Source organism: Bradyrhizobium sp. LA6.8, from assembly GCF_040547935.1.
GTDB lineage: Bacteria > Pseudomonadota > Alphaproteobacteria > Rhizobiales > Xanthobacteraceae > Bradyrhizobium > Bradyrhizobium barranii.
Genome location: NZ_JBEPQQ010000004.1, coordinates 23,232 through 47,877, shown reverse-complemented (window position 1 = coordinate 47,877; position 24,646 = coordinate 23,232). Strand labels below are relative to the sequence as shown.

Sequence of the window (24,646 nt, the reverse complement as noted above, 5' to 3'; positions counted from 1 at the left end):
AAGGCATTGTAGTCAGCTGTCATGACGTCATTGGTCATTCATCGCGTCACGACGCTTGATCTTGCCGTGCGGCCAATCGCCTGGCCGTTCGCCGAAGAGCGCCGCGCCGAGATTGCGGCGCATTTCGCCGAGAAGCAGCGCGAGCGGCCGAAGATGTGGAACGGCCGCGTCCTGCTCGGGCGCGATGCCGTGTTCACGGACGGCCATCTCGCCGCGACCTATTTCGAGACGGATTTCGCGAGCTTCCTTGCCTGGCGCGACTGGGGCTTTCCCGACAAGGCCGTGTTCAACGGTTTTGGTATGGGCGCGCTGCGCGCCTCCGACGGCGCCTTCATCATGGGCGAGATGGCGCAGCACACCGCCAATGCGGGCCGCATCTATTTCCCCTCGGGCACGCCCGATCTGGACGACGTCAGTGACGGCGCGCTCGACATTCCCGGCAGTGTCATCCGCGAACTCGGGGAAGAGACCGGCTTGACCGCGGCCGACTACCGGACCCAGCCGGACTGGCACTGTGTCGTCACCGGTCCGTCGATTGCAATGATTCAAATTATCAACCTGGACATGCCGGGTGACGTGGCCCGGGCCCGGATCGAGGCCAACCTCGCCCGCGAGGACGATCCGGAGCTGTCGGCCATTCATCTCGTGCGTGGGATGAGTGATCTCACGCCGACCATGCCGCGATTTGTCACGGCCTTTATCGAGCAGCAGTTCGCGTCGCGCTGAAGCGCGAGGCTTGACATCGCTGCCCCCAGCCCATGTGATGGGCCAAAAAGCAAAAGCAAGAAGACTGCAATGCACAATCGTCCAGGGAGGTTTTGATGCGCCTGCGCATGGCTGCCCGCTTGGTACGTGGGCTGTTGGTCGCGATATCAGCGACGGGCTTGATGGCTTCGGCTCAGGCTCAAGAGAAGAAGATCAAGATCGGCGTTGTTTTCGACCTGACCGGGCCTCTCGCGGGCGGTGGATCTGAGCTCGGCTATATCGGCGCAAAAATTATTCTCGACCATTTCGCCAAGACCGGCGTCGAAGGCTACAAGATCGAGGCGGTCTACGCCGACGCGCAGAGCAAGCCCGACATCGCCATCAACGAATCCGTCCGCCTGCTCGAGCAGGAGAAGGTGGACATGGTGCTCGGCTTCTTCTCATCGGCGCAATGCGTGCCGGTCGCTGCCCGCGTCGAGCAGCTCAAGAAGTTCATGTGGATGACGACCTGCATCTCGTCGGCCGTGTTCAACGACAAGGGCTACAAATACGTGTTCCGCCCGCAGGCGAGCGGCGACCAGTTCGGCATGATGACGATGGATTTCATCGCGCAGAATGCCAAGGCGAAGTTCGACAAGGAGCCGAAGGACCTGCGCGTCGCCATCATCCACGAGGATGGCGCCTATGGCGTCGACGTCTCCAGGGGCAACGAGGCCGGCGCGAAGAAGGCGGGCTTCAACGTCGTGATGAAGGAAGGCTATTCGGCGACGGCGCCCGATCTCTCCGCGCTGGTGACCAAGCTGAAGCGTGCCAAGCCCGATGTCATTTTCCACACCGGCTACAACCCTGACATCACGCTGCTGCTGCGCCAGGCCCGCGAGCAGGGGCTGAAGTTCGGCGCGCTGATGGGCCATGGCGCCGGCTACGGCGTCTACGAGAAGCTGAAAGAGGGGATGGGGGTCGACGCCACCTACATCTTCAACACCGACCCGATATCGATCTGGCTCGCCAACCAGAAGACCATGGATCCGAAGCTCCCGCCCGTCATCAAGATGGTCGGCGAGGAGTTCGACAAGATCAGGCCCGGCGTTGCCATCCGCTCGGCGCATGTCGGCATCGGCGCGTCCAACACTTACGTGTTCATGAGTGATGTGCTGCCGCGCGCGATCAAAAAGTATGGCGGCGTCGATCCCGACGCGCTGCGCAAGGCCGCGCTAGACACCGACATCCCCGAAGGCGGCACGATGCTCGGCTTCGGCGTCAAGTTCTACGGCGAGGGCACGCCGATGGCCGGGCAGAACGAGCGCTCGTTCCCGGTCGTGATCCAGTACATCGACGACAAATCCTCTGTGGTGTGGCCCAAGAGTCAGGCGCAGCGCGAGGCCGTGCTGCCGCTGCCGAAGGGCACCACCTACAGCAACCAGTAGCGGCGGAGCAGGGCGGTGCTGGAAGTCAGCGGGCTGGTGAAGCGCTTTGGTGGCTTCACCGCCGTCAACAACGTGTCGTTTCGGGTCGATCAGGGCGAGATCCTCGGCCTGATCGGCCCCAACGGCTCGGGCAAGAGCACGATCTTCAACATGCTCTCCGGCACGCTGGCGCCGACATCCGGCTCGATCCTGTTCGGCGGCGTCGAGATCGCGGGCCTTGCGCCGCACCGGATCATCAACAGCGGCATCGGCCGCACCTTCCAGATTCCGCGGCCGTTCCGACGCCTGACAATCTTCGAGAATGTCGCACTGGCCGGCTTCTACGGCCAGGGCCGCCACAGTCGTGCCAGGGCGGAGGAGGCGGCCGAGCGGTCACTTGCGATGGTGGGCTTGCCGACCGATCGCCATGCCAGCGTCGATGGCCTGGGCGCAGCCGGCCTGAAGAAGCTCGAACTTGCGAAGGCGCTCGCCACCGCGCCAAAACTGCTGCTTGCGGACGAGAGCCTCGGCGGTCTCGACGAGACCGAGATGGACCAGGCGGCGGACATGCTGCGCAACATCCGCGACGAGCTCGGCATCACCATCATCTGGGTCGAGCACATCATGGGCGTGCTGATGCGCGTCGTCGACCGCGTGATGGTGCTCGACCATGGTGAGAAGATCTCGGAAGGGTTGCCGAGCGCGGTTGCCGGCGACCCGCGCGTCATCGAGGTCTATCTCGGCACCGATGCCGAGACCACGCAGGCCGCGGCGGCGGAAGCGCGCCGCCGCTCGGGAGGCTAGACGATGCTGGAGCTTCGTTCGGTCAGCGCGGGTTACGGCACGTTTCAGGCGCTGTTCGACGTCAATCTCGACGTGAAGGCGGGCGAGGCCGTCGGCGTCATCGGTCCGAACGGCGCCGGCAAGACCACCCTGATGCGCGTCATTTCCGGCCTGATCCGTCCCACGCGCGGGTCGATCAGGATGGAGGGCGTCGACGTCGTGGCGACGCCGCCGCACAAGATCGTCAGCCTCGGGATCGCCCATGTGCCGGAGAACCGGCGGCTGTTTCCGCAGCTCACGGTCGACGACAATCTCAAGATGGGCGCCTTCATGAAGGAGGCGCGCGGCCACTATGCCGAGCGGCTGGATGTCGTGTTCGACCTGTTTCCGCGCCTGAAGGAACGCCGCCACCAGATGGCCGGCACCATGTCCGGCGGCGAGCAGCAGATGTGCGCGATCGGCCGCGCGCTGATGTCGAATCCAAAACTCCTGCTGCTCGACGAGCCGTCGGCGGGGCTGGCGCCAGTCGTGGTGCAGCAGGTGTTTGAGCTGGTGAAGCGAATCCGCGCCCGCGGCCTGACGGTGCTGATCGTCGAGCAGAACGTGCAGCAGGTGCTGAAAGTGGTTGATCGCGCTTATCTGATCGAGGCGGGCACGATCCGGGCGTCCGGCACCTCGGCGGAGATGCTGGCGAGTGACACGGTCAAGGAAGCGTATCTCGGGGTATGAGGTTCATGCAGGCATGCAAGCTTTTTTGGGCATTTTCGACATCTATCTGCTGGAGGCCGTGATCAACGGCATCCTGCTCGGCGGCGTGCTGGCACTGCTCGCGCTCGGGCTCAATCTGATCTTTGGCGTCATCGACGTGACCTGGATCTGCTACGCAGAGCTGGTGATGATCGGCATGTACGCCATGTATTTCATCGTGCAGTATTACGGCCTCAGCTACTTCATCGCAGCGCCGTTCACCATTTTGCTCGTCGCGATCCTCGGCGCCGCGCTGCACTACCTCGTGATCGCGCCGCTGCTCACCGCGCCGCCGATCAACCAGCTGCTTGCGACAGGCGGGGTGCTGTTCGTGCTCCAGAGCTTTGCCACCGTCGCCTTCGGCATCGACTTCCGCAATCTCGGCATCCGCCTGCCGGTGCTCGCCTTCGGCGACATGAATTTCAGCTACGCGCGGCTGCTATCCTTTCTGGCCGCGCTGGTCGGCATGGTCGCAGTGTACCTGTTCATGACCCGCACCTTCACCGGCACCGCGATCCGCGCCATCTCCCAGGATCGGCAGATCATGGCGCTGATGGGCGTCGACACGAAGAGAATGTATCTCATCACCTCCGCGCTCGGCGGCGCGCTGGCTGGGCTCGCCGCTTGCCTGCTGGTGCTGCAATATGACGTGCATCCCTTCGTCGGCCTCTCCTTCGGACCGATCACCTTCCTGATCTGCGTGCTCGGGGGGCTCGGCAATTTCATCGGCGGCTTCATCGCCGCCTTTGTGTTCGCCGAGATCATATCGCTCGGCGGCCTGTTCTCCGACCTCGAATGGGGCTACGTGCTCGCCTTCGCCTTCTTCATCGTCATGATGTTCATCCGGCCCGCGGGCCTGCTTGCGAGGCGCCGATGATGGGGCAGGGCCGGCTTGTGGCGTGGGCAATCGGGCTTGCAGCATTGATCGCGCTGCCCTTCGTCTATCGTGATCCCTATCATCTGCACATCCTGGTGCTGATCCTGATCTGGTCGTTCGCCTATACGTCGTGGTCGATAATGGGGCGGTTTGGCCTGGTCTCGCTCGGCCATGGCGGCTTCATGGGGATCGGCGCCTATGTCACGGCGCTGCTCTGGAATCATCTCGGCGTGTCGCCCTGGATCGGCATTCCCGTCGGCATGGCCGCGGCCGGGGTGCTGGCGCTGATCGTCGGCTATCCCTGCTTCCGCTTCCGCATCACTGGGCACTATTTCGTGCTGGTGACGCTGGCGCTCTCCGGCATCGTGCTCCAGGTCATCACGGCCACGCGCGACTATACCGGCGGCTCGCTTGGCTATACGCCGAACCGCGCGTCGGGCAACAAGCTGCTTGCGCTGCAATTCGACGACAAGACGACCTGGTACCTGATCGCGCTTGGCGTGTGGCTGGCGGGCATTGTCGTCTGGCACTTGATCGACCGCAGCATGAGCCGCTACGCGCTGGAGGCGATCTCGGAGGACGAGGACGCCGCGGCCGCCGCCGGCGTCAACGTCACCGCGGAGAAGCTGAAGATTACGCTGATCAGCGCATTGATGACGGCGCTGGCGGGCTCGATCTACGTCCAGTACCAGATGTTCATCACGCCCGACACGGTCAGCGGCATCGCGGTGTCGCTCCAGATGGTGTTCGCGGCCATCGTCGGTGGCCTGTTCGTCTCGCTCGGGCCGACCGTCGGCGCGGTCATCACCATCCTGCTCGCAGAGACCTTACGGATCGGCTTCGGGACCAAGGCGGTGGGCTGGGACAATCTCGTTTACGGCGTGCTGCTCGTGCTCTTCATCATATTCCTTCCGAAGGGCATCCTTGGTAGCGTGCTCGACCGATTGAAGCCGCAACGCAAGGTGTCCCGCGCTCATGAGCAAGAAGCCATCCAAATCGCTCGCCCAGGAACTTGACCGCTACATCACGCCGTTCCGTTACGACGGATCGGGCAAGTTTCACCTCAAGGATTACAAGACCAACGAGAAGGGCGATCTCGACAAGGAGAAGGCGCAGGAGATTCTCGACGCCAACAAGAAGCGGATGATCGAGTTTCAGGAGAAGCTCTACGCCCAGGACCGCTGGTCGGTGCTGATCGTGCTCCAGGCCATGGACGCCGCCGGCAAGGATTCTGCGATCAAGGCGATCTTCGAGGGCATCAATCCGCAGGGCTGCGAGGTCCATGCTTTCAAGGCGCCGAGCACCAAGGAGCTCGATCACGATTTCCTCTGGCGCCACGCGATCGCGCTGCCCGAGCGCGGCCATATCGGCATCTTCAACCGCTCCCATTACGAGGAGTGCCTGGTCACGCGGGTGCACCCGGAGATTCTCGCCAGGCAGAAGCTGCCGCAAAGGCTCGTCACCAAGAACATCTGGAAGGAGCGGTTCGAAGACATTTCCGCCTTCGAGCGCCACCTCAGCCGCAACGGCACGGTGGTTCTGAAATTCTTCCTCAATCTATCCAAGGAGGAGCAGCGCGAGCGCTTCCTTGAGCGGCTCGAGGAACCGGCCAAGCAGTGGAAGTTCTCGATGGACGACATCAAGGAGCGCGCGCTGTGGCCGCGCTACCAGGCGGTCTATCAGGACATCGTCCGGCATACGGCAACGTCGCACGCGCCCTGGTATGTCGTGCCGGCCGACCACAAATGGTTCGCGCGCGTCGTGATCGGCTCGGCGATCGTCGCGGCGCTCGAAAAGCTGGACTTGCGCTTCCCCCGCGCCGACAAGGCCTCGCTTGGGGAATTCGACGAGGTGCGCAAGGCGCTGGAGCGCGAGGGGAAGGGAGGCAGGAAGCCCGCAAAGTGACCGCCCGTGAGACCAGCAACCAGAAGAACGTCAACTTCGCGCTCCAGGGCGGCGGTGCGCACGGCGCCTTCGTCTGGGGCGTGCTGGACCACGTGCTCGAGGACGGCAGGCTCGCCATCGAGGCGATCAGCGCTACAAGCGCGGGCGCGATGAATGCGGTGGTGCTGGCCTCAGGCATGGCCATCGGCGGAGCCGAGGGGGCGCGGCAGAACCTGCATGCGTTCTGGTACGAGGTCTCGCGGATGGATCAGGTCTATGACCTGTTCTCGCCACTCAACCAGTTGATCCAGGCCCTCAAGCTGCCGCCGGAATATCACCCTGTCCATGCTTTCATCCACACGCTGACGCACACGGTGCCGCCGAACCTGCTCAACCCCCTCCACTTCAATCCGCTCCGGTCGTTGCTGCTACGCGTGGTCGATTTCGATCGGCTCAATTCATCGCCGGACGCACCGCAGCTATTTCTCAACGCCACGAATGTCCGTACCGGCAAGATCAAGGTGTTCCAGACGCCGCTGCTCAGCGCGGAGACCGTGCTCGCCTCGGCCTGTCTGCCGCCATATTTCCAGGCGGTCGAGATCGACGGCGAGCATTATTGGGATGGCGGCTATCTCGGAAATCCCGCGATCTTTCCGCTGATCTATCGAAAAGGTAGCCAAGACGTCATCATCGTGCAGGTGACCGCGATCCGGCGTGACGAACTGCCGGCGAGCGCCGCCGACGTTCTCCATCGCATCAACGAGATCAGCTTCAATTCGTCACTGATGCGTGAGATGCGCGCGATTGCCTTCGCGACCCGGCTGATCGATAGTGGCGAGCTCGATCGCAATACGCACAGCCGCATGTTCATGCACTGGATTGGAAACGACCAATTGATGTCGCAGCTCGGAACGGCCACGCAGTTCCATCCCGAATGGAGCCTCTTGTGCCGCCTGCGTGACGAGGGGCGCGAGGCCGCGCGAATCTGGCTGACGCAAAACTTTGACTGGATCGGCAGCTCGTCGACGGTTGATTTGACTGAAATGTTTCTCTGATTTCGAGGTTGTCGTGTACAAGCCTGCTGTCGTCGTTTCCCTGTTCGCCGCGCTCTTGATCGCCGGTTCCGCGCGCGCCCAGACCTATGGGGGCGATGCGCCGGTCTGCCTGCACGTCTTCGGCGAGTTGGAGGGCGAGCGGATGGACTGCATTTTCTCCTCGTTCGCCCAGTGCCAGGCAAGCGCGCAGGGGCGTCCGGCGACATGTCTGACGAATCCGTATTTCGCGCAGGCGCCGTCGGCGAGGACAGGGCGGCGCGTTCGCTAGCGGCGATCCCTAGGGTGGGCAAAGCAAAGCGTGCCCACCAATCTTCATCCGGCGAGAGGTGGTGAGCACGGCGCAAGAGCGCCTTTGCCCACCCTACGATCTCAGCGCGAGCGAAGCTCGTCGCGTCTGAGCAAGCCGACCCTCAATACCCGCGGCCCCACCAATAGCAGAAGCGCTCGATATTGGCGGGAAGGGCGGTCTCGTAATTCGCCCATTTCTCGTATTTCGGCAGCTTCACTTCCTTCATCGCGGTGTCGAAGCATTTGCCGGCATCGGCGGCCTTCTTCACCTCCGCGGACAGATCTTCCATGTAGGCGATGTCGTCCTCGACGTCCTTCTTGGTGCCGAAGCGGCCGCCGGCATAGGGATGGCCGGGGATCATCCGCTCCCAGTCGAGCGAGGCCAGCTTCTTCAGCGAGGCGATATACTCGATCGGCGAGGCGTTGTCGGGAATGTTGCGGAACTGCACGGACTCGATCGGCGCGAAGTCGACGACGAAGACGATCTTCTCCTTCGGCAGCCGCATCACCAGCGAATTGTCGGAATGGTTGCGGCCGACATAGTTCAGCTCGAGCGTGGTGCCGCCGAGCGTGATGCTCTTCTTGTCGTCGATCACCTGGTCCGGCATCACGACATCGGCGAGCAGCGAATTCTGCTTCTTTAGCTCGAGCAGGCGCTCCTTGGTCCGCCGGTGCGCAATGAAGGTGGCACCGAGATCCTTGAAGGGCTGGCCACCGGCGATGTGGTCGTAATGGTGGTGGCTGTAGATGACGTATTTGATCGGCTTGTCGGTGACGGCCTTGATGGCGTCGATATAGGGCTTTGCCGGACGCAAATACGAGATCGGGTCGGTCGCGATCACGCCCTGCGGCGTCACGATGAACATCGACTGATGACCGCCATAGCGGAAGACGTAGACGTTCTCGGTGCCGTCGACCTTCTTGGTCGAGGTCTGCGGCGGGGTCTGCGCGAAGGCTGATCCAGTCAGGAGGGCCGCGACAGCGGCGATGCAAAGTAATGCTTTCATGTCTTGCTTTCTGGAAATGGATGGAATGCGGAAGGCGAATGGACTCTCTGACACAAACGCGGCGGGAGGGAATTTATTCCCTGATCCACTGCGATCAATCTATCGCGGTGGAGGGAACACGTCCTCAAATGTGATACCGGCACCATTGATCCTGCTTGACAGTTTTATGTCACGGGAGGAGCATGCTGTTGGTCGCAAACAAGCGACGCGTCGTCCATCTCAGAGCAAGGGGAGGTCTATGACTCCACCTCCGCAGATCCAGCCGCGTTAAGTGCGATGGAGCTCGTTCGGACTATCGCATAGCGGCAGAAACCGCGAACGGCACGCCGGGTAAAGGTTTAGCGGGCTGCATCAGTGAGGCAAAGCCCCTACCTACCCGGCGCTGTATTTTGCATCACACCGATCGTGTCGGATGGCCGTGATGCGGCCGCCATGACAGGCGCTTTGACATCCTGCTTTCTCCTCCTCCTCGCCGTCATTCCGGGCCGACTCCCGGAATGACGGGAGGGTTTTGTCGTGCGCATCGCACTCGGCTGATGTTCGGCCGCGCGGAGCCGACGGTTCCCGTTCCTGCATTGCGGCAAATGCCAAGAGAATGTCGCCTCGTTGGCCAACTTCCGACACAGCGCCGGGGCGAATAGCGTCGATACGACATGACGCAGTGCTTCGGCGGCGACAGTCCCGACTCCGCCGGCGCATGCGCTTTTCCAGGGAATCCTCGTGTCGCACAAGCTTGCCCCGGCGTTCCTCGCCGCTCTCTTCATCGCGATCTCATCTCTTTCCACCGTTCGCGCCGAGCCGCCGGCCGCCAACAGGGCTGCCGCACTGTCGCCGGAGGAAGCCAAGCGGGCGCTGGAGACGCTCCAGGACGACAAAAAACGTGCGCAGATGATCGATACGCTGCGCGTGATCGCGAATGTGCCCGGTCAGCAGCAGCCGGTGCCCGCCGCGCCCGAGCAGAAATCGCCGATCCCGCTCTCGGCCGACGGCCTTGGCGCACAGCTCCTGCTCACGGTGTCGGAAGAGATCGGCGAGATCTCGCGCGAGATCGCCGACGTGGCGCGGACGCTGACGCATTTCCCCGCCTTCTATTACTGGATCGTACGGACCGCCAACGATCCCGTCGCCTACAACCTCCTGATCGAGATCGCGTGGAAGCTCGCGCTGGTGCTTGGCTGCGCCATTGCGGCGGAGTGGGTGATCTTTCGCGCGATCCGGCGGCCGGTTGCCTTCCTGGAAGGACGCGTCCCGCAAACCGCGCGCCTGCCGGCGCAGGTGCTGCCCATCGCCGATCCGCCGTCATCGGTCGCCGATGTCACGCCTGCGCCCGAACTGCACAAGCGCCGCCACAGTCTCGCACGTGTCTGGCAATTGCTGCTGCGGCTGCCCTTCGTGCTCGGGCGTCTCCTGCTCGAGCTGCTCCCCGTGTTCGTTTTCATCGGCGTCGCAACCGCACTGCTCGGCACGGAGATCGGCGATCCCGCAACCGTCCGCCTCGTGATCCTCGCCGTCGTCAATGCCTATGCGTTCTCGCGCGGGCTCATCTGCGTCGTCCGCGCGCTGGCGGGGCCGTTTGGCCTGGTTCCGGTTCGGGCAGAAACCGCGGCCTATATCGAGATCTGGGCGCGGCGCATCGTCGGCGTCGGTGTCTCCGGCATCGCCTTCGCCAATGTGGCGCTGCTGCTCGGCCTGCATCGCGCCGGCTATGCCGCGCTGCTGCGCATGGTGTTGCTGGTCGTGCATCTCTTCGTCGTCGTCATCATCCTGCAATGCCGCCGCCAGGTCGCCGAAGCCATCCGCGCCCCGGCGGAGCGGCAGGGGATCGCGGCGCGACTGCGCAACCGCATTGCCGGCGGCTGGCACTATCTCGCCATCGCGCTCGACCTCGCGCTGTGGGCGGTGTGGGCGCTCAACATCCGCAACGGCTATTCGCTGCTGCTGCAATATTTCGTCGGCACCGTCGTGGTCGCGCTGATCACGCGCGTCGCCATCATGGTGACGCTGAGCCTGATCGACCGCGGCTTCCGCATCAAGCCGGAGATCCTCCAGCGCTTTCCGGGCCTCGAGATCCGCGCCAACCGCTATCTGCCGCTGCTGCGCAAGATCGTATCCAGCGTGATCGCGTTCATCGGCTTCGTGGCCGTGCTTGAAGTCTGGGGCGTCGACGCCATCGTCTGGTTCTATGGAGGCCAGATCGGCGGCCGGCTGATTTCGGCGGTTGCGACCATCGGCATCGCTGTGCTCATTGCTGCCGCCATCTGGGAAGCCAGCAACGCGCTGCTGGACCGCCAGATCAATACGCTGTCACGCGACGGGCACTACGCCCGCGCGGCGCGCCTGCGCACCTTCCAGCCGATGCTGCGAACGGCGCTGCTCTGCCTGATCGCCACCGTCGTCGGCCTCACCGCGCTGAGCGAGATCGGCGTCAACGTCGCGCCGCTGCTGGCCGGCGCCGGCATCGTCGGCATCGCCATCGGCTTCGGCTCGCAAAAGCTGGTGCAGGATCTCATCACCGGCCTGTTCCTGCTGCTGGAGAACACGGTCCAGGTCGGCGATAATGTCAGCGTCTCGGGGCTGTCCGGCGTGGTCGAGAACGTCTCGATCCGCACCATTCGTCTGCGCGCCGGCGACGGCGCCGTGCACATCGTGCCGTTCAGCGCGGTCACGACCATCACCAATGCCAGCCGCGGCGCCGGCAATGCATCCGTCAGCGTCAATGTCGCCTACAAGGAAGACACCGACCGCGCCGGCCAGATCCTCAAGGACATCGTCGAGGAGATGCGCCGCGAGCCGGAGTTTCGCGCGGCAATTCGCGGCGACCTCGAACTGTGGGGCATCGACAAGGTCGATGGTGCCATGGTGTCGATCGTCGGCCAGATCCGCTGCACGGAGGCCGGCCGCTGGCCGGTCCAGCGCGAATTCAACCGCCGCATGAAGCTGCGTTTCCAGCAGAACGGCATCGAGGTCGCGTCCCCGGTCCAGACCATCCTGATGCAGATCGCGCCGCCGGCTGATGGCGCCGCCAATCTGGCCCCGCGGCGGGCGGCTGGTTAGCGCTCGGCATAATTTCCAGCTTGCCTCTGCCCGCCCGGCAGCGTTCACTCCGGCCCCAGCCCGCTGACAACATGCGGGCGATGAAAAAGGGTGGATGGAATGCAGGGGCTGTGGGCCGGACTACGCGGTCATGTGATCGTCATTTGCGCGTTGATCGGATCCGCGGCGTGGGCCGTACCGGCGGGCGCCCAGCCGTTCCCGTCGCGCCCGATCACCCTCGTGGTGCCGTTCGCGGCGGGTGGCCCGACCGACACGCTGGCGCGGATCCTGTCCGAGCGGATCGCCGCTCAGCTGCACACGACCGTCGTGGTCGAGAACGTCGCCGGTGCCTCCGGCAGCATTGCGGGCGCCCGCGTCGCGCGCGCGACGCCTGACGGCACGACGATCACCATCGGCCATTGGGGCACGCATGTGCTGAACGGCGCAATCTTCAAGCTGCCCTATGATGTGATCGCCGATTTCGAGCCGGTCGCGACGATCGCGATGGGAACGCAGCTGATCGTTGGCCGGAAGTCGCTCGAGGCCAACAATCTGAAAGAGATGATTGCGTGGCTGAAGGCCAGCCCCGGCAAGGCGACTGCTGGCACGGCTGGTGCCGGCACGGGCGCGCACGTCGCAGGCGTCTTCTTCAAGGAGAAGACCGGCACCGATTTCCAGTTCGTGCCTTATCGCGGCGCCGGACCCGCCATGATCGATCTCGTTGCAGGCCAGATCGACATCATGTTCGACCAGGCCTCGAACTCGCTGCCGCAGTACAAGAACGGCGCGATCAAGGCGTTCGCGGTGACGTCGCCGACGCGGCTCGCGTCCGCGCCTGATATCCCGACCGTCGACGAGGCGGGCCTGCCCGGTCTCTACATCTCCTACTGGCACGGCATCTGGGCACCGAAGAACACGCCGAAGGAGATCGTCACAAAGCTAAACGCGGCCATCGTCGCGGTGCTCGCCGATCCATCCGTGAAGCAGCGCTTCGGCGAATTGGGGCAGGAGATACCGCCGACCGAGCAGCAGACGCCCGCAGCGCTTGCGGCCTTCCAGAAGGCCGAGACCGAGAAATGGTGGCCGATCGTGAAGGCCGCGGACATCAAGCCCGAGTAGTCCTGCTACGTTAACCTCTTCTCGCGCGCAAATGCCGGCTTTTCACGAAATCTCGCTGCGGTGCGAGATCACAATCGAGCTTTGAGTCTCTACGTCCTTGATCTCAGGTGAGCGCTGGCCGACAATGTTTGCCCTTCAATAAGAAACTCCCTGGGGGATTTCGTGAATAGACCTGCTCGGGTCAGCGCCCATTCGACATCATCCGACCCCGCTCACGGCATGACGCTGCTGCGCGATCCCTTGCTCAACAAGGGCACCGCCTTCACGGAAGCGGAGCGCGACGCGCTCGGCCTGCGCGGCCTGCTGCCGCCTTGCGTGCTGACGATGGAGACCCAGGTCGAGCGCGTGCTCACCAATCTGCGCACGCTGCCGACGGACCTTGAAAAATACGTCGCGCTGAATGCGCTGCATGACCGCAACGAGGCGCTGTTTTTCCGCGTCGTCGTCGACAATATCGACGAGATCCAGCCGATCATCTACACCCCGACGGTCGGGCTCGCCTGCCAGAAATACGGCCTGATCTTCCAGCGGCCGCGCGGCATGTTCATCTCATCGCGCGATCGCGGCCAGATCGCGGAGATCCTGAAGAACTGGCCCTATCCGGCCAAGCTGATCGTCGTGACCGATGGCGAACGCATCCTTGGGCTGGGCGATCTCGGTGCCAATGGCATGGGCATCCCGGTCGGAAAGCTCTCGCTGTATTCAGCCTGCGCCGGCGTGCATCCCGAGCATTGCCTGCCGATCGTGCTCGACGTCGGCACCAACAACGAAGAGCTCTTGAACGATCCCTATTATCTCGGCCTGCGCGAGCGGCGGCTCACCGGCGAGGCCTATGACAGCTTCGTTGACGAGTTCATGCAGGCTGCGCGAAAGACGTTTCCGGGCGTGCTGATCCAGTTCGAGGATTTCGCTAATCACTCGGCGTTCAAGCTGCTGCACAAATATCGGGACGAGGCCTGCGTCTTCAACGACGACATCCAGGGCACCGCGGCCGTGGCGCTCGCCGGCCTGTTCTCGGCGTTGCGCGTCAATGGCGGCAAGCTCAGGGATCAGCGCATCCTGTTCCTCGGTGCGGGCGAGGCGGCAACCGGCATCGCCGATCTCGTCGTCTCCGCCATGATGGCGGAGGGGATTTCCGAGGCGGAAGCTCTCCGGCGCAACTGGCTGGTGGATTCCCGCGGCCTCGTCGTCGGCGGCCGTGACGGCCTCTCTGGCCATAAGCTGCGCTATGCCCATGCCGGCCAGGCGCCGATCGCTGATTTCCTCACCGCGATCAAGACGCTGAAGCCGACGGCGATCATCGGTGTCGCCGCGGTCGGCGGCGCCTTCACGCCCGAGGTGCTCAAGGCGATGGCCGCGCTCAACGAGCAGCCGATCGTGTTCGCGCTCTCCAACCCGACCTCGAAGGCCGAATGCTCGGCCGAGGATGCCTACCGCTATACCGAGGGCCGCGCACTGTTCGCCTGCGGCAGTCCCTATGATCCGGTGACGCTCAACGGCCGCACCTTCGTGCCGCGCCAGGGCAACAACTCCTACATCTTCCCCGGCGTCGGCCTCGGCGTCATCGCCAGCCGCTCGCGCCTGGTGACGGACGAGATGTTCATGGCGGCCGCCCATACGCTCGCCGATTGCGTCGGCAAGGAGGACCTCGCGCAGGGCAGTCTCTATCCGGCACTCCCTCGCATTCGCGAGGTCTCGGCCCGCATCGCCGTTGCGGTGGCAGACGTCGCCTACCAGCGCGGTCTCGCCGACGGACCCGCACCCAACGACGTGAAGGGCCTGGTCCAGTCCCAGATGTACGAGCCGCAGTACTGACTGCCTCCACATCGTCATGGCCGGGCTTGTCCCGGCCATCCACGCTTTGCCGCGCGGGACGAAGAACGTGGATGCCCGGGACAAGCCCGGGCATGACGGCATAGCAACACCATTTCAGGTGGAATCGCCGTTGCGCGGCGCGGCCGCATATGCGACGATCTGTAGCGTTACAAGAAAACTCAATCCGCAAGGTCAGATGCCATGGACGATCGTTTGCCCGAACTGGGCGACCTCGAGCACGAGGTCATGCAATTGGTTTGGGCCCATGGTCCCGTTACGGCCGAGGTCGTGCGCGAGCGGCTGTCGCGGCGTCTGAAGGAATCCACGGTCCGCACGGTGCTGCGCCGGCTGGAAGAAAAGGGCTATGCTCGGCACACCGTGGACGGACGCACCTATGTCTACCACGCTGCAGAAGAGCGCGCGCGGGTCGCGGCCAAGGCGGTGCAGCGTATCGTCGACTGGTTCTGCAACGGCTCGATGGAGGAAGTCCTCGTCGGCATGGTGGACAATGCGATGCTCGACCAGCAGCAGCTGCGTACACTGGCCGACCAGGTGGCCAACGCGAAGAAGGCGAGGGGAGTGAAGAAAGAATGATCGCAACTCTGGCTGAGGCGGCGCTACGCTCCTTCGTGCTGGGAGGCGTCGTCTGGTTCGGTCTCAACCTGTTTCGCGTGCGCAATCCGCACGTCCACATGACGGCGTGGGTCGTCGTGCTGCTGGCATCGCTGGCGATGCCTTTCGTGATGCACTGGCCGACGCTGACGATCACCCGGATGCCTCTGCCGGTATCCGTGCCGGATGATTTCCTGCCGGCCGAAGTCTCGATGCTGGAGGCCCCGCAACCCGCGCTGCCGATTCCGCCGGGCGCTGCTGTCGTGGCGCCGGCAAAAGCTGCTGTATCGATCAATTGGTGGCTGGTCGCCACCATCGTCTATGCCGGCGTCGCCGGCGCGTTGCTGCTGCGGCTGGCCATCGGTCTCTGCCTGACCTGGCGTCTGGCACGCGCGGCAAGGCCGATGAGCGGCCCGCAGCTGATCGACGCCGACGTGCGCGTCAGCCGCGAGGTCGGCGGTCCCGTCACGTTCGGCTCGACCATTCTGGTGCCACCGCAGTTCTCCGGCTGGGATGCGAAGAAGCGCCTCGCGGTGCTCGCGCATGAGGGCGCGCACGTCGCCAATCGCGATTTCTACGTCCTGCTGCTCGCCTCGCTCAACCGTGCAGTGTTCTGGTTCAGTCCGTTCTCGTGGTGGCAGCTCGCGCGCCTTGCCGAGCTCGCCGAGATCATCAGCGACGCCGAGGCGATCGAAGTCATCGACGACCGGTGGTCCTATGCCGAAATCCTGCTCGATGTCGCAACCAGCGAAAATCCGCGGCCGGTGGAGCTCGCGATGGCGCGGGTATCGACCGTGCGCGCACGCGTCGAGCGCATCATCGCGGCCGCCGCCATGCCCGTCGCGGTCGGCTGGCGCAAGCGGCTGTGGATCGCAGCCGCGATCATTCCGGCTGTGATCGTGTCCGCCGGCATGATCGCCTATCGCACCCCGGATCCCGTGCCCGTCGCCGCGGATACCGGCGAGGTGCCGGCCCAGCATTACCGCCCCTTCGTCAATTTCTACGCTATGGGTCCTGCCTCGGTGTTCGCCATCTTCCGCGAGGGCGACGACCTCTACGGCCAGCTCACCGGACAGCGCAGGCTGCGCCTGACGGTTGGCAGTGACGGCACCGCGGCCTACGCGGCCTCGTCCGGCGAGATCACGTTCCCGCTCGATGCGGAGCGCCGCTCCTCCGAGCTGACGCTGCGCATGAACGGCCGCGATATCCGCGCGGTTCGCGTCGCCGAGATGCCGACGGCGGCCGTCGACCCCGCGTCGCTCGATCAATATGTCGGCTGGTACAGGATCGCGCCGAACCGCGTGCTGACGGTGCGGCGCGACGGCGATCGGCTCCAGGTACAGGAAACCGTGCAGGGCCGGGCCACGCTCCTTGCCGAAGGTGCCGACGTCTTTTCGATCCACGGCGAGAGTCTCCTGGTCTTTCTGCGTGACGAGCAGGCCAGAGTGTCGCGCGTCCTGGTCCAGAACGCGGTCTTCGGCGCGCGCCTCGCGCCGCGGATCGATGCGGCGTTGGCGCAGGCGGTCGAAGCCGACTTCGCGCGCCGCCTTGCGGAGGTTCCTGACCGCTTCCGGGAGCAGGTCCCGGCTGCCGGCGGCAAGGAGATGATCTTGCGCGGGATTGAAGACTTACGCCGCGGCACGCCGAACTACGAACGCATGAGCGCGCCGCTCGCAGCCAAGGTCCACCGGCAGCTCGATGAAATGCGCGGGACGTTCCAGGCGCTCGGTGCGGTGGAATCGCTCTTCTTCCGTGGCGTCGGCCCCGGCGGCTACGACATCTATGGCGCGAAGTTCGAGAACGGCACGGCCGAATTCCGCCTGATGCTCGAGCCCGACGGCAAGGCCGGCGACGTGCTGTTCCGGGCCGACGGCAATGACGAACTCGGCGGCATCGTCTCCTGTTCGGAGGAGGCGAGCGCGCGCGGCCGCGCCGGCACCTCGCCGATCAGGATCATGGTCTACAACGAGATGGGCGAGGACCTTCAGGTCTTCAATCTCGACGCCAGCGGCAATCGCAGGATGCAGAGCGTCGTCAGGCCCAACGCGACCTGGGCCTCCACGACCACCGTGAACAATCCCTGGATGATCGCCGACAAGTCGGGGCGCTGCCTTGAGGTTCTGGTGCCGGGCCGGCAGACGCGCTTCCACAACGTCGAGGCGTCAAACCTCGGTGCGCGTCCCGGCCGCGCCGCGCGCCGCGCCGTTCCGATCGCCAATGGTGAGGAGATGCTGCGCCGCTACATCGATGGTGTCGGCAAGGGCCAGCCGGACTACGAGCACATGACGTCGGAAGTGGCCGACATCACGCGCCAGCAGCTTCCGTTCGATCAGGCGATCCTGGCGCGGCTCGGTGCGTTGCGTGCGGTCTCCTTCCGCGGTGTCACGGCGCTCGACAGCGACATCTATGTCGCGCAGTTCGCCAACGGCTCGGCGGAATGGCGCATCGGCGTCAGGAACGGCACGATCACGAAGATCGCGCTCGGACCCAATTTCTAACGGTTCACATCTGCCGCAGGAGTGCCTGTTCAGATTTGTTGTGCTTCTGCGGAGACTGCGGAATGAGACTCGTCGCATCGATGTGGGCGATTCCCGTTGTGCTTTGCCTGTCGGGGACGGCGTTCGCCGATGACCTCGCGACGCCGGGCGATGCAAAAAGCCTGGGATTCTCGGCCTCGCGGCTGGCGCGGATCGCGCCGTGGTATCAGGCGCGCTTCGATTCTTTCTCGCCGTCGGACGGCCTTCTCCCCGGTACCGTCGTCGCAATCGCGAAGGGCGGCCAGCTCGCCTATTTGCAGGCCATCGGATTTCAGGACCGCGCCAAGACCGTCCCGATGAAGACGGATTCCATCTTCTGGATTGCCTCGATGTCCAAGCCGGTAACCAGTGTCGCCGCGATGATCTTGGTGGACGATGGCAAACTCGATCTCGACGCACCCGTCTCGCAATATCTGCCGGAGCTTGCGGACATGCGGGTCGCTTTCCAGAAGACGGACCCGGCGACAGGCGAAATGGACTACGGGCTCGGTCTGCCAAAACCACCAAAACGTCCGATGACGGTTCGCGATCTGTTGCGCCATACGTCTGGCCTGATCTATCCGGAGCTCGATTTTGCCTACCCGGAACGGGGCCTTGCCGACGCAAGCGCCGATTTCGGGATCAGGACAATCCATGGGCTCTATGGCTTCAGGGCCGTATTTCGACGCGACGGGACGTTGGCGGATTTCGTGTCCAGTCTGGCCGGCCTTCCGCTCGCCCACGAGCCGGGCGAGGTCCATGAATATGGCTGGAGCATTGACGTGCTGGGCCGGGTTGTCGAAGTCGCTTCCGGTCAGTCTTTCGACCAATTCCTCCAGAGCCGCATCTTTGCGCCGCTGCATATGGTCGACACGGGCTTCTACGTGCCGAAAGAGAAGCTCGACCGCCTCGTCGATTCTCCCATGCCGGAACGGCCGCCGATCTGGGATGTCACGACGCCGCCGAAGCTGTTTTCCGGTGGCGGCGGACTCGTCTCGACTGCATCGGATTATCTCCGCTTTTGTCAGATGCTGCTGAACGGCGGCGAGTTCGATGGCGTGCGCGTGCTCAGCCCGCATGCGGTGAAGCAGATGACGACGTACGCACTGCCATCGGGTGTCAGCATCTTCGGAGGCGACGAGGTCGGCGCCCGCGCCGGAACAACCTTCGGGCTTGGCTTCGCCATCCGCGCCGATCCGGTCCAAAGCTGGATACCGGGAGCGGTTGGAAGCTTTTCCTGGGCTGGACATTGGAGCACGTATTTCTGGATCGATCCGGCCGAGCAATTGATCGGCGTACAGATGGTCCAGGCGACGCCCGGCAGCAAAGGGCGCCAGGCGGTGCTGTATTCGGGGATCAATCACCTCGTCTATGGCGCATTGACGATTCCCGAGTCGATCGCCGTCCCGCCGGCCGCGCCGGTGACCCTGAGCCCGGAAGCGCTCGCCGATTATGCCGGGACCTATGACTTCGGCGCCACGGTGAGCTCGCGTGACAGGCAGGGTCTGGCCGATGGCAAAACCGGATGGCTTGGAATCGGCAATTTCGTCGCCATGGAGCAGGAGGGGCTGAGGATCAACAAGCCGAACCCTGGCGGCGGCCCCGCAACCAAGGCCGGTGTGACGGCGGGTGACCTCATCACTGAAATTGACGGCGCGCCGCTGAGAGGCCTCGCGCTCGCCGATGTCCTGGCCAAGCTGCGAGGGCCAGCCAACTCGACGATCAAGATGAAGCTCGTCCACAAGGGGCAAGACGGCGTGAACGACCTCAGTGTCGTGAGAACCGACCGCCGTGTCAATTCGGTCCGGCTTCAGGTTCGCGTCGCGGAAGGCAAGCTCGTCGCGGAAGCGACGGGGGTCTGGCCGGTCCTCGAATTCGAGAAGGGCAAGGCGACCCCGTTCGTGGCGACATCAAGCAACGAATTCACCGCAGCCGACGAAGATCGTACCCGGATCGCTTTCGTCAGGGACGCCGCGGGCAAAGTCTCTGGGCTCATCTTGAATCCTGGGCCTTGGGAGCAGCGCGCGGCGAAGATCGCGCTCGGGCCGAATTTCTAGGCCTCTCACGCGCGTCCGCCGGGCAGCGGATGCGCGCTTGTTCTACCGAGATAGTGCAGCGGCGTTTTCAATCCCGGCTTGCGCAAGCCGATCTCTAGTGTTACGGTCTGTAGCATTACGGTTCGTAGTCCGCACGCGGCAACATCGCGCTGCCGTCGGGTGGCTCGGAGAATTGGGCGTTCGCCATGAGCAATTCTGCAAAGGCTGAAGCGGTGCTGGCGCTTCATCGCTTCGGGATGGGGCCGCGACCGGGATCACTTGCGGCTGTCGGGACCGACCCGCGCGGCGCGTTGATCGCAGAGCTCGATCGGCCGCTCGCATTGAGCGCCGCCGCCAGCCTTCCCACCAGTGCGAAGGCCTATCGCACAGTGGCCGATGCCAATGCACGGCGAGCCGCGCGCGCCAAGCAGGCGCAGCAACAGGCCAAGAAGCAGCAGGTGGCTGCGGTGCCAACTGCTCCGGGTGACCAGGCTCAGGCTCAGGCGCAGACCGAGGGGCAAGCGCCAGCACAGGGCCAGGAGAAGGATGCTGCCGAGATGGCGGCCAAGCAGGCGGCCGACGCCGTTCCCGATCCCGGCCGTCCGATCTACTTGCAGGAAGCCAAGCTGCGCATCGAAGCCGCGCTCGCCGCCGACATCGGCTTCGCCGAGCGGCTGGTGTGGTTCTGGTCCAATCATTTCTGCATCTCGGCCTACAAGATCCAGAGCATGTCGGGTGCTTACGAGCGCGAGGCCATTCGCGCAAATGCGCTCGGCCACTTCGTCGATCTTCTGCTGGCGGTCGAAGGCCACCCGGCGATGCTGTTCTATCTCGATAATCTCGGCTCGATGGGCGCGAACTCGATCGCCGGCATCAACCGCAGCCGCGGCCTCAACGAAAACATCGCGCGTGAGATCATGGAATTGCACACGCTGGGTGTGCGGACCGGCTACACCCAGGACGACGTGATCAGCTTCGCCAATGTGTTGACGGGATGGACGCTTGTTCCGCCCGGAGACAATCCCGAGCACGGCGGCGAATTCACCTTCAACCCGCGGCTCCACGAGCCCGGCGGGCAGACGGTGCTCGGCAAGCGTTACGAGCAGGAGGACGCCGAGCAGGGCCGCGCCGTGCTGCGCGACCTCGCTGCGCATCCGGCGACCGCGACCCATGTCGCAACCAAGCTCGTACGGCATTTCGTGGCCGACGAGCCGCCTCCGCCACTCGTCGAACAAATGGCGAAGACGTTCCGCGACACCGAGGGCGATCTCAAGCAGGTCGCGATTACGATGGTCTCGTCGGACGAGGCGTGGCGCGGGCCGCCATCGAAACTGAAGCGTCCGAGTGAATGGGGCGTTGGCATGGTGCGCGCGACAGGGATTACGGTCGTCGACCCCACGCGTTTCACGGCGGGCCAGGAGCTGCTCGGCGAAGGGCTGTGGCGGCCGTCGGCGCCCAAGGGCTATCCGGATGACGAGGCAAGCTGGATCGACGGCATCGGCCGGCGGCTCGACATCGCCAACAATTTTGCCGAGCGCGTGGCGGCCACAGCGGATCCGCAGGGGATCGTCGAGGACGTCTTCGCATCGCAGATCGCGCCCGAGGTGAAGCAGGCGGTCGGCCGCGCCGAGAGCCGGCAGCAGGCGCTGGCATTGTTGTTCATGTCGGCGGATTTTCAGAGGAGGTGAGCATGGGCTTCGTCAATCATTTGCCCACGCGGCGCGAGCTTCTGGTCGGCTCCGGTGCGCTGTTCGCGTGGAGCCAGATGCCGCGGATCGCACGCGCCGAAGGGCGCGATCCGCGCCTTCTCGTCGTCGTCTTGCGTGGCGCGCTCGATGGTCTCGGTGCGGTCGCGCCGGTCGGCGATCCCGACTGGGTCGGCTTGCGCGGCGATCGCGCGCTGGTGCTGGACGGCAAGCCGCCGGCGCTGCCGCTCGATTCCTTCTTCGCGCTCAACCCGGCGATGCCGAACCTGCACCGGCTCTACAAGACCGGCAAGGCCGCAATCGTCCATGCCGCCGCGACGCCCTACCGCGAGCGCTCGCATTTCGACGGCCAGGACGTGCTGGAGAGCGGGTTCACCAAGCCCGGTGCCACCGCATCGGGATGGCTCAACCGCGCGCTGCTCGCGATGGAGTCGGGTGGGCGCGTCGATCCGCGCGGCAGCCGCGCGCTCGGCATCGGCTCGGTGACGCCGCTGGTGGTGCGCGGCTCGGCGCCCGTCATGACATGGGTGCCGCAAAAACTGTTACCGGCGAGCGAGGACACGCAGAACCGCCTGCTCGATCTCTACCAGCACACCGATCCGAAGCTCGCGACCGTGCTTCAGGCGCGCATGAAGCTCGCCTCGCTTGGCGGCGCGCCCGGCACGGGCGATCCGATGTCGGACGATCCGACATTGATGCCGCCCGGCATCGCGCGCGTGCGCGCCTACTTCGCCGAAGCCGCCGGCACCGCCGCGCGCTATCTCGCCAAGCCCGACGGCCCGCGCGTCGGCGCGATGGGCTTCGTCGGCTGGGATACGCACATCGCGGAAGGCGCAGCGTCAGGCCAGCTCTACAATCTGCTCGGCGCGCTCGACGGTGCGTTTGCCGCGATCGAGAACAACATGGGCGAGGTGTGGGGCGAGACGGTCGTCGCCGTCGTCACCGAGTTCGGGCGCACCGCGCGCATCAATGGCACGCAGGGCACGGATCACGGCACGGGCACGGTCGCCTTCCTCATTGGCGGCGCGCTCGCCGGCGGCCGCGTGATCGCGGACTGGCCGGGCCTCAAGCCGGCGCAACTGTTCGAGGATCGCGACCTCAAGCCGACCACCGATCTCCGCGCCGTGCTGAAGGGCCTGCTCAGGGATCATCTGCGTGTCGAGGAGAAGGTGCTGGCGGATGCGGTCTTCCCCGGCAGTGCTGACGTCAAGCCGATGGGCGGCCTCGTCGGCTGACGGCGCGGCCTGCGCAACCGGATCGGGTCCATGATGTGCACACTGACGCAACGGGAACTCGACTTTCTCGCCAGTCTGAAAACCGGCTGGCGGCGGCTCTATCGGCGCGAGCTGATGCGGCTCCTGAAGGGTGACACCGAGGCGAGCGACGCGCAGCTGGAGACGCGCCCGATCGTCTGGCGTGTTGTATCGGGTTAGTTTTTCGCGAGTCTGGCTCGACTTAGGACACGCCACTGTGGTGGAATCGCCACAGCCGGCGCGAAACGGTCGTGGCCCTAAGCCTGCTTTCCTTCAGCCAAGGTTCTGCCCTCATTGCCCGCCGAAACTCCGGGCAGTTCGGAGGGCGTACCATGTCTCGCATTGCACGTGCCGAAAGTGCCCGAATTTCCCTCGCAAGCTCATGCCGGTTGCTGCTCGCCATCGTCGGTGCCGCATCGCTCGCCGCCTGCGCACAATCGCCGGTCGGCCGCCAGAAGGCCGATCTTGGCACCAATCGGCAGGCTGCGGTCCAGCGGCCCCATAGGGTAGCGGCCTTGCATCCGCGTCCGATCAGCCGGGTACGCGTCCCCGACCGTGACGCAAAGCAAACCGCTTCGCACGGCGTTGCCAGCTTCTATTCGGACACGGAGACCGCGAGCGGCGAGAGGTTCGACAAGAACGAATTGACCGCGGCGCATCCCAGCCTGCCGTTCGGCACCAAGCTGCGCGTCACCGATGTCTCCTCGGGCCGCTTCGTGACCGTCAGGGTCAACGATCGCGGGCCCTATGTTCGCGGGCGCGTGGTCGACATCTCGCCGTCCGCGGCCGAGGCGCTCGGCATGGTCGACAAGGGCATCACCAATGTCCGGCTCGACGTGGTGCGATAGAGCGCGATTGATTGACTTGAGCTGCCCCGCTTAACCGAGTGTTAGTCGCCCTGGCGCACCATGAGTGCCCAAACAAGTCGGGGCTCCAATTTGGGGTCCTCGGGGGAGGCGGCGTTTGAACACGATCCAGTATCTCGAAGATCAGGCCGCGCGCGCCGAGCGGCTCGCCAAACGGATCACGGATACGCTGACCATCGAAAAGCTCCTGACCTTCGCCGGCGAACGCCGCCGCGAAATCGAGGTCATCGCCGGCAGGTACCGGCGCGCCTGATAACCATGCACTGAACGCATTCGCCCTCGCTGCGAGGCGCGGAACTTCTGTTCGTCTCTGGCGTCATGTCAATGATGAACGTGGAGGAGTAAAGTCATGGGTTTTGGACGAGGTGCTTTGCTTTGGCTGCTTGGCGTGCCGCTGCCGATCGTTCTGCTGCTGGCATTGTTCTGGCACCACTAGTGCATGATCCGGAAAAGCGTGGAGTGATTTTCCGATAAGATCACGCTCAAACAATAATGCTGCCACACGAAAAGCGCCGCGGAAGCGGCGCTTTTTTGTTGCCTGCGATTTGAAGCGTATCAATGAGAACGACGCGCGGTCAGGTCAGCTATGGCTCTCGACGAAGTCGCTGAGATAGTCGGGAAGCCGGACGCCATCGATGTCGCAGCGCGCCTTGATCTCGCCGGCGATTTCGGTCGAGATGTCCTTCATCCAATGCTCGAGCGTGTTGAACGAGATCACCTTGATCGGATCGTTGAAGCAGCCGGCGACAAGCTCGCCAATCGTGGCTTCAAGATCGCTTCGTTCGATGCGGATTTCAGTCGCCTTGTCGCGGCGATCAATCACCACGAACAGGGTCTGGTCTGCGCCATAGGGCACGACCGCGGATGGTACGCCGGCTTCAAGCATCTTGGGGCTCTCGTCTCGACTTCCGATCCCGGTTAACGGGAAAATCCGGTAG

At 64.4% G+C, this 24,646-nt stretch carries 22 protein-coding genes; 20 read left to right on the top strand and 2 right to left on the bottom strand.

What is annotated here, in order from left to right:
• Nucleotides 1-21: 21 nt before the first annotated feature.
• From ABIA90_RS20410 to ABIA90_RS20370, 9 genes are all read left to right on the top strand, one after another.
• Nucleotides 22-726 carry an NUDIX hydrolase gene (locus ABIA90_RS20410; RefSeq protein ID WP_135214124.1) on the top strand — a complete coding sequence of 235 codons (705 nt, stop codon included), beginning with the start codon at nucleotides 22-24 and terminating at the stop codon, nucleotides 724-726.
• Between the two features lie 95 nt (nucleotides 727-821).
• Nucleotides 822-2,132 carry an ABC transporter substrate-binding protein gene (locus tag ABIA90_RS20405; RefSeq protein WP_283017480.1) on the top strand — a complete coding sequence of 437 codons (1,311 nt, stop codon included), beginning with the start codon at nucleotides 822-824 and terminating at the stop codon, nucleotides 2,130-2,132.
• 15 nt (nucleotides 2,133-2,147) lie between these two features.
• Nucleotides 2,148-2,915 (top strand): ABC transporter ATP-binding protein, encoded by a 768-nt coding sequence (locus ABIA90_RS20400; RefSeq protein ID WP_354122042.1) that lies wholly within the window; start codon nucleotides 2,148-2,150, stop codon nucleotides 2,913-2,915.
• Nucleotides 2,916-2,918: 3 nt separating this feature from the next.
• Nucleotides 2,919-3,623 (top strand): ABC transporter ATP-binding protein, encoded by a 705-nt coding sequence (locus ABIA90_RS20395; protein WP_028150400.1) that lies wholly within the window; start codon nucleotides 2,919-2,921, stop codon nucleotides 3,621-3,623.
• Between the two features lie 13 nt (nucleotides 3,624-3,636).
• A complete protein-coding gene (locus tag ABIA90_RS20390) occupies nucleotides 3,637-4,518 on the top strand; it encodes a branched-chain amino acid ABC transporter permease (RefSeq protein WP_063981643.1) in 882 nt (293 codons plus the stop codon).
• Complete coding sequence (locus ABIA90_RS20385; protein ID WP_354097217.1) at nucleotides 4,515-5,534, top strand: branched-chain amino acid ABC transporter permease; 1,020 nt, start codon at nucleotides 4,515-4,517, stop codon at nucleotides 5,532-5,534. The genes ABIA90_RS20390 and ABIA90_RS20385 overlap by 4 nt, the downstream gene beginning before the upstream one ends.
• Complete coding sequence (locus tag ABIA90_RS20380; RefSeq protein WP_071910555.1) at nucleotides 5,494-6,423, top strand: polyphosphate kinase 2 family protein; 930 nt, start codon at nucleotides 5,494-5,496, stop codon at nucleotides 6,421-6,423. Before ABIA90_RS20385 ends, ABIA90_RS20380 begins: the two co-directional genes overlap by 41 nt.
• Nucleotides 6,420-7,457, top strand: coding sequence for a patatin-like phospholipase family protein (locus ABIA90_RS20375; RefSeq protein WP_354122043.1), 1,038 nt, complete (start codon nucleotides 6,420-6,422; stop codon nucleotides 7,455-7,457). The genes ABIA90_RS20380 and ABIA90_RS20375 overlap by 4 nt, the downstream gene beginning before the upstream one ends.
• A 13-nt stretch (nucleotides 7,458-7,470) precedes the next feature.
• The gene (locus ABIA90_RS20370; protein WP_071910559.1) at nucleotides 7,471-7,725 is read left to right on the top strand and encodes a DUF3551 domain-containing protein; all 255 of its coding nucleotides are present in this window, start codon (nucleotides 7,471-7,473) and stop codon (nucleotides 7,723-7,725) included.
• A gap of 142 nt (nucleotides 7,726-7,867) precedes the next feature.
• On the opposite strand, the gene ABIA90_RS20365 is transcribed toward ABIA90_RS20370, so the two are convergent.
• On the bottom strand, nucleotides 7,868-8,752 hold the full coding sequence (locus tag ABIA90_RS20365) for an MBL fold metallo-hydrolase (RefSeq protein ID WP_071910560.1): 885 nt from the start codon (nucleotides 8,750-8,752) through the stop codon (nucleotides 7,868-7,870).
• A 720-nt stretch (nucleotides 8,753-9,472) separates the two neighbouring features.
• On the opposite strand from ABIA90_RS20365, the gene ABIA90_RS20360 reads away from it, so the two are divergent.
• The 11 genes from ABIA90_RS20360 (at nucleotide 9,473) to ABIA90_RS20310 (ending at nucleotide 23,961) form a co-directional block, all read left to right on the top strand.
• Nucleotides 9,473-11,806, top strand: a complete 2,334-nt coding sequence (locus ABIA90_RS20360; RefSeq protein WP_166101560.1) for a mechanosensitive ion channel domain-containing protein — start codon at nucleotides 9,473-9,475, stop codon at nucleotides 11,804-11,806.
• A 99-nt stretch (nucleotides 11,807-11,905) separates the two neighbouring features.
• A complete protein-coding gene (locus ABIA90_RS20355) occupies nucleotides 11,906-12,904 on the top strand; it encodes a Bug family tripartite tricarboxylate transporter substrate binding protein (protein WP_354122044.1) in 999 nt (332 codons plus the stop codon).
• A gap of 219 nt (nucleotides 12,905-13,123) precedes the next feature.
• Nucleotides 13,124-14,719: an NAD-dependent malic enzyme gene (locus ABIA90_RS20350; protein ID WP_354122065.1), complete on the top strand. Its 1,596-nt coding sequence runs from the start codon at nucleotides 13,124-13,126 to the stop codon at nucleotides 14,717-14,719.
• A gap of 201 nt (nucleotides 14,720-14,920) precedes the next feature.
• Nucleotides 14,921-15,313 carry a BlaI/MecI/CopY family transcriptional regulator gene (locus ABIA90_RS20345; protein WP_354122045.1) on the top strand — a complete coding sequence of 131 codons (393 nt, stop codon included), beginning with the start codon at nucleotides 14,921-14,923 and terminating at the stop codon, nucleotides 15,311-15,313.
• Nucleotides 15,310-17,829 carry a M56 family metallopeptidase gene (locus tag ABIA90_RS20340; RefSeq protein ID WP_354122046.1) on the top strand — a complete coding sequence of 840 codons (2,520 nt, stop codon included), beginning with the start codon at nucleotides 15,310-15,312 and terminating at the stop codon, nucleotides 17,827-17,829. The genes ABIA90_RS20345 and ABIA90_RS20340 overlap by 4 nt, the downstream gene beginning before the upstream one ends.
• A 62-nt stretch (nucleotides 17,830-17,891) precedes the next feature.
• A complete protein-coding gene (locus tag ABIA90_RS20335; RefSeq protein WP_354122047.1) occupies nucleotides 17,892-19,904 on the top strand; it encodes a serine hydrolase in 2,013 nt (670 codons plus the stop codon).
• A gap of 185 nt (nucleotides 19,905-20,089) precedes the next feature.
• Complete coding sequence (locus ABIA90_RS20330) at nucleotides 20,090-21,571, top strand: DUF1800 domain-containing protein (protein ID WP_354122048.1); 1,482 nt, start codon at nucleotides 20,090-20,092, stop codon at nucleotides 21,569-21,571.
• Nucleotides 21,572-21,573: 2 nt separating this feature from the next.
• Nucleotides 21,574-22,824, top strand: a complete 1,251-nt coding sequence (locus tag ABIA90_RS20325; RefSeq protein ID WP_354122049.1) for a DUF1501 domain-containing protein — start codon at nucleotides 21,574-21,576, stop codon at nucleotides 22,822-22,824.
• 30 nt (nucleotides 22,825-22,854) lie between these two features.
• Nucleotides 22,855-23,022: a hypothetical protein gene (locus tag ABIA90_RS20320; RefSeq protein WP_166101541.1), complete on the top strand. Its 168-nt coding sequence runs from the start codon at nucleotides 22,855-22,857 to the stop codon at nucleotides 23,020-23,022.
• A 152-nt stretch (nucleotides 23,023-23,174) separates the two neighbouring features.
• The gene (locus ABIA90_RS20315) at nucleotides 23,175-23,690 is read left to right on the top strand and encodes a septal ring lytic transglycosylase RlpA family protein (RefSeq protein WP_085401556.1); all 516 of its coding nucleotides are present in this window, start codon (nucleotides 23,175-23,177) and stop codon (nucleotides 23,688-23,690) included.
• A gap of 115 nt (nucleotides 23,691-23,805) precedes the next feature.
• On the top strand, nucleotides 23,806-23,961 hold the full coding sequence (locus tag ABIA90_RS20310) for a hypothetical protein (protein ID WP_166343542.1): 156 nt from the start codon (nucleotides 23,806-23,808) through the stop codon (nucleotides 23,959-23,961).
• 327 nt (nucleotides 23,962-24,288) lie between these two features.
• On the opposite strand, the gene ABIA90_RS20305 is transcribed toward ABIA90_RS20310, so the two are convergent.
• Complete coding sequence (locus ABIA90_RS20305; RefSeq protein ID WP_014493104.1) at nucleotides 24,289-24,594, bottom strand: hypothetical protein; 306 nt, start codon at nucleotides 24,592-24,594, stop codon at nucleotides 24,289-24,291.
• Nucleotides 24,595-24,646 lie beyond the last annotated feature (52 nt).

Excerpts from the sequence above, each read along its gene's own strand:
- ABIA90_RS20410 (WP_135214124.1), top strand. The coding sequence starts at position 22 with ATGACGTCATTGGTCATTCATCGCGTCACGACGCTTGATCTTGCCGTG.
- ABIA90_RS20405 (WP_283017480.1), top strand. The coding sequence starts at position 822 with ATGCGCCTGCGCATGGCTGCCCGCTTGGTACGTGGGCTGTTGGTCGCG.
- ABIA90_RS20395 (WP_028150400.1), top strand. The coding sequence starts at position 2,919 with ATGCTGGAGCTTCGTTCGGTCAGCGCGGGTTACGGCACGTTTCAGGCG.
- ABIA90_RS20390 (WP_063981643.1), top strand. The coding sequence starts at position 3,637 with ATGCAAGCTTTTTTGGGCATTTTCGACATCTATCTGCTGGAGGCCGTG.
- ABIA90_RS20385 (WP_354097217.1), top strand. The coding sequence starts at position 4,515 with ATGATGGGGCAGGGCCGGCTTGTGGCGTGGGCAATCGGGCTTGCAGCA.
- ABIA90_RS20380 (WP_071910555.1), top strand. The coding sequence starts at position 5,494 with ATGAGCAAGAAGCCATCCAAATCGCTCGCCCAGGAACTTGACCGCTAC.
- ABIA90_RS20365 (WP_071910560.1), bottom strand. The coding sequence starts at position 8,752 with ATGAAAGCATTACTTTGCATCGCCGCTGTCGCGGCCCTCCTGACTGGA.
- ABIA90_RS20355 (WP_354122044.1), top strand. The coding sequence starts at position 11,906 with ATGCAGGGGCTGTGGGCCGGACTACGCGGTCATGTGATCGTCATTTGC.
- ABIA90_RS20350 (WP_354122065.1), top strand. The coding sequence starts at position 13,124 with ATGACGCTGCTGCGCGATCCCTTGCTCAACAAGGGCACCGCCTTCACG.
- ABIA90_RS20345 (WP_354122045.1), top strand. The coding sequence starts at position 14,921 with ATGGACGATCGTTTGCCCGAACTGGGCGACCTCGAGCACGAGGTCATG.
- ABIA90_RS20340 (WP_354122046.1), top strand. The coding sequence starts at position 15,310 with ATGATCGCAACTCTGGCTGAGGCGGCGCTACGCTCCTTCGTGCTGGGA.
- ABIA90_RS20335 (WP_354122047.1), top strand. The coding sequence starts at position 17,892 with ATGAGACTCGTCGCATCGATGTGGGCGATTCCCGTTGTGCTTTGCCTG.
- ABIA90_RS20330 (WP_354122048.1), top strand. The coding sequence starts at position 20,090 with ATGAGCAATTCTGCAAAGGCTGAAGCGGTGCTGGCGCTTCATCGCTTC.
- ABIA90_RS20325 (WP_354122049.1), top strand. The coding sequence starts at position 21,574 with ATGGGCTTCGTCAATCATTTGCCCACGCGGCGCGAGCTTCTGGTCGGC.
- ABIA90_RS20320 (WP_166101541.1), top strand. The coding sequence starts at position 22,855 with ATGATGTGCACACTGACGCAACGGGAACTCGACTTTCTCGCCAGTCTG.
- ABIA90_RS20315 (WP_085401556.1), top strand. The coding sequence starts at position 23,175 with ATGTCTCGCATTGCACGTGCCGAAAGTGCCCGAATTTCCCTCGCAAGC.
- ABIA90_RS20305 (WP_014493104.1), bottom strand. The coding sequence starts at position 24,594 with ATGCTTGAAGCCGGCGTACCATCCGCGGTCGTGCCCTATGGCGCAGAC.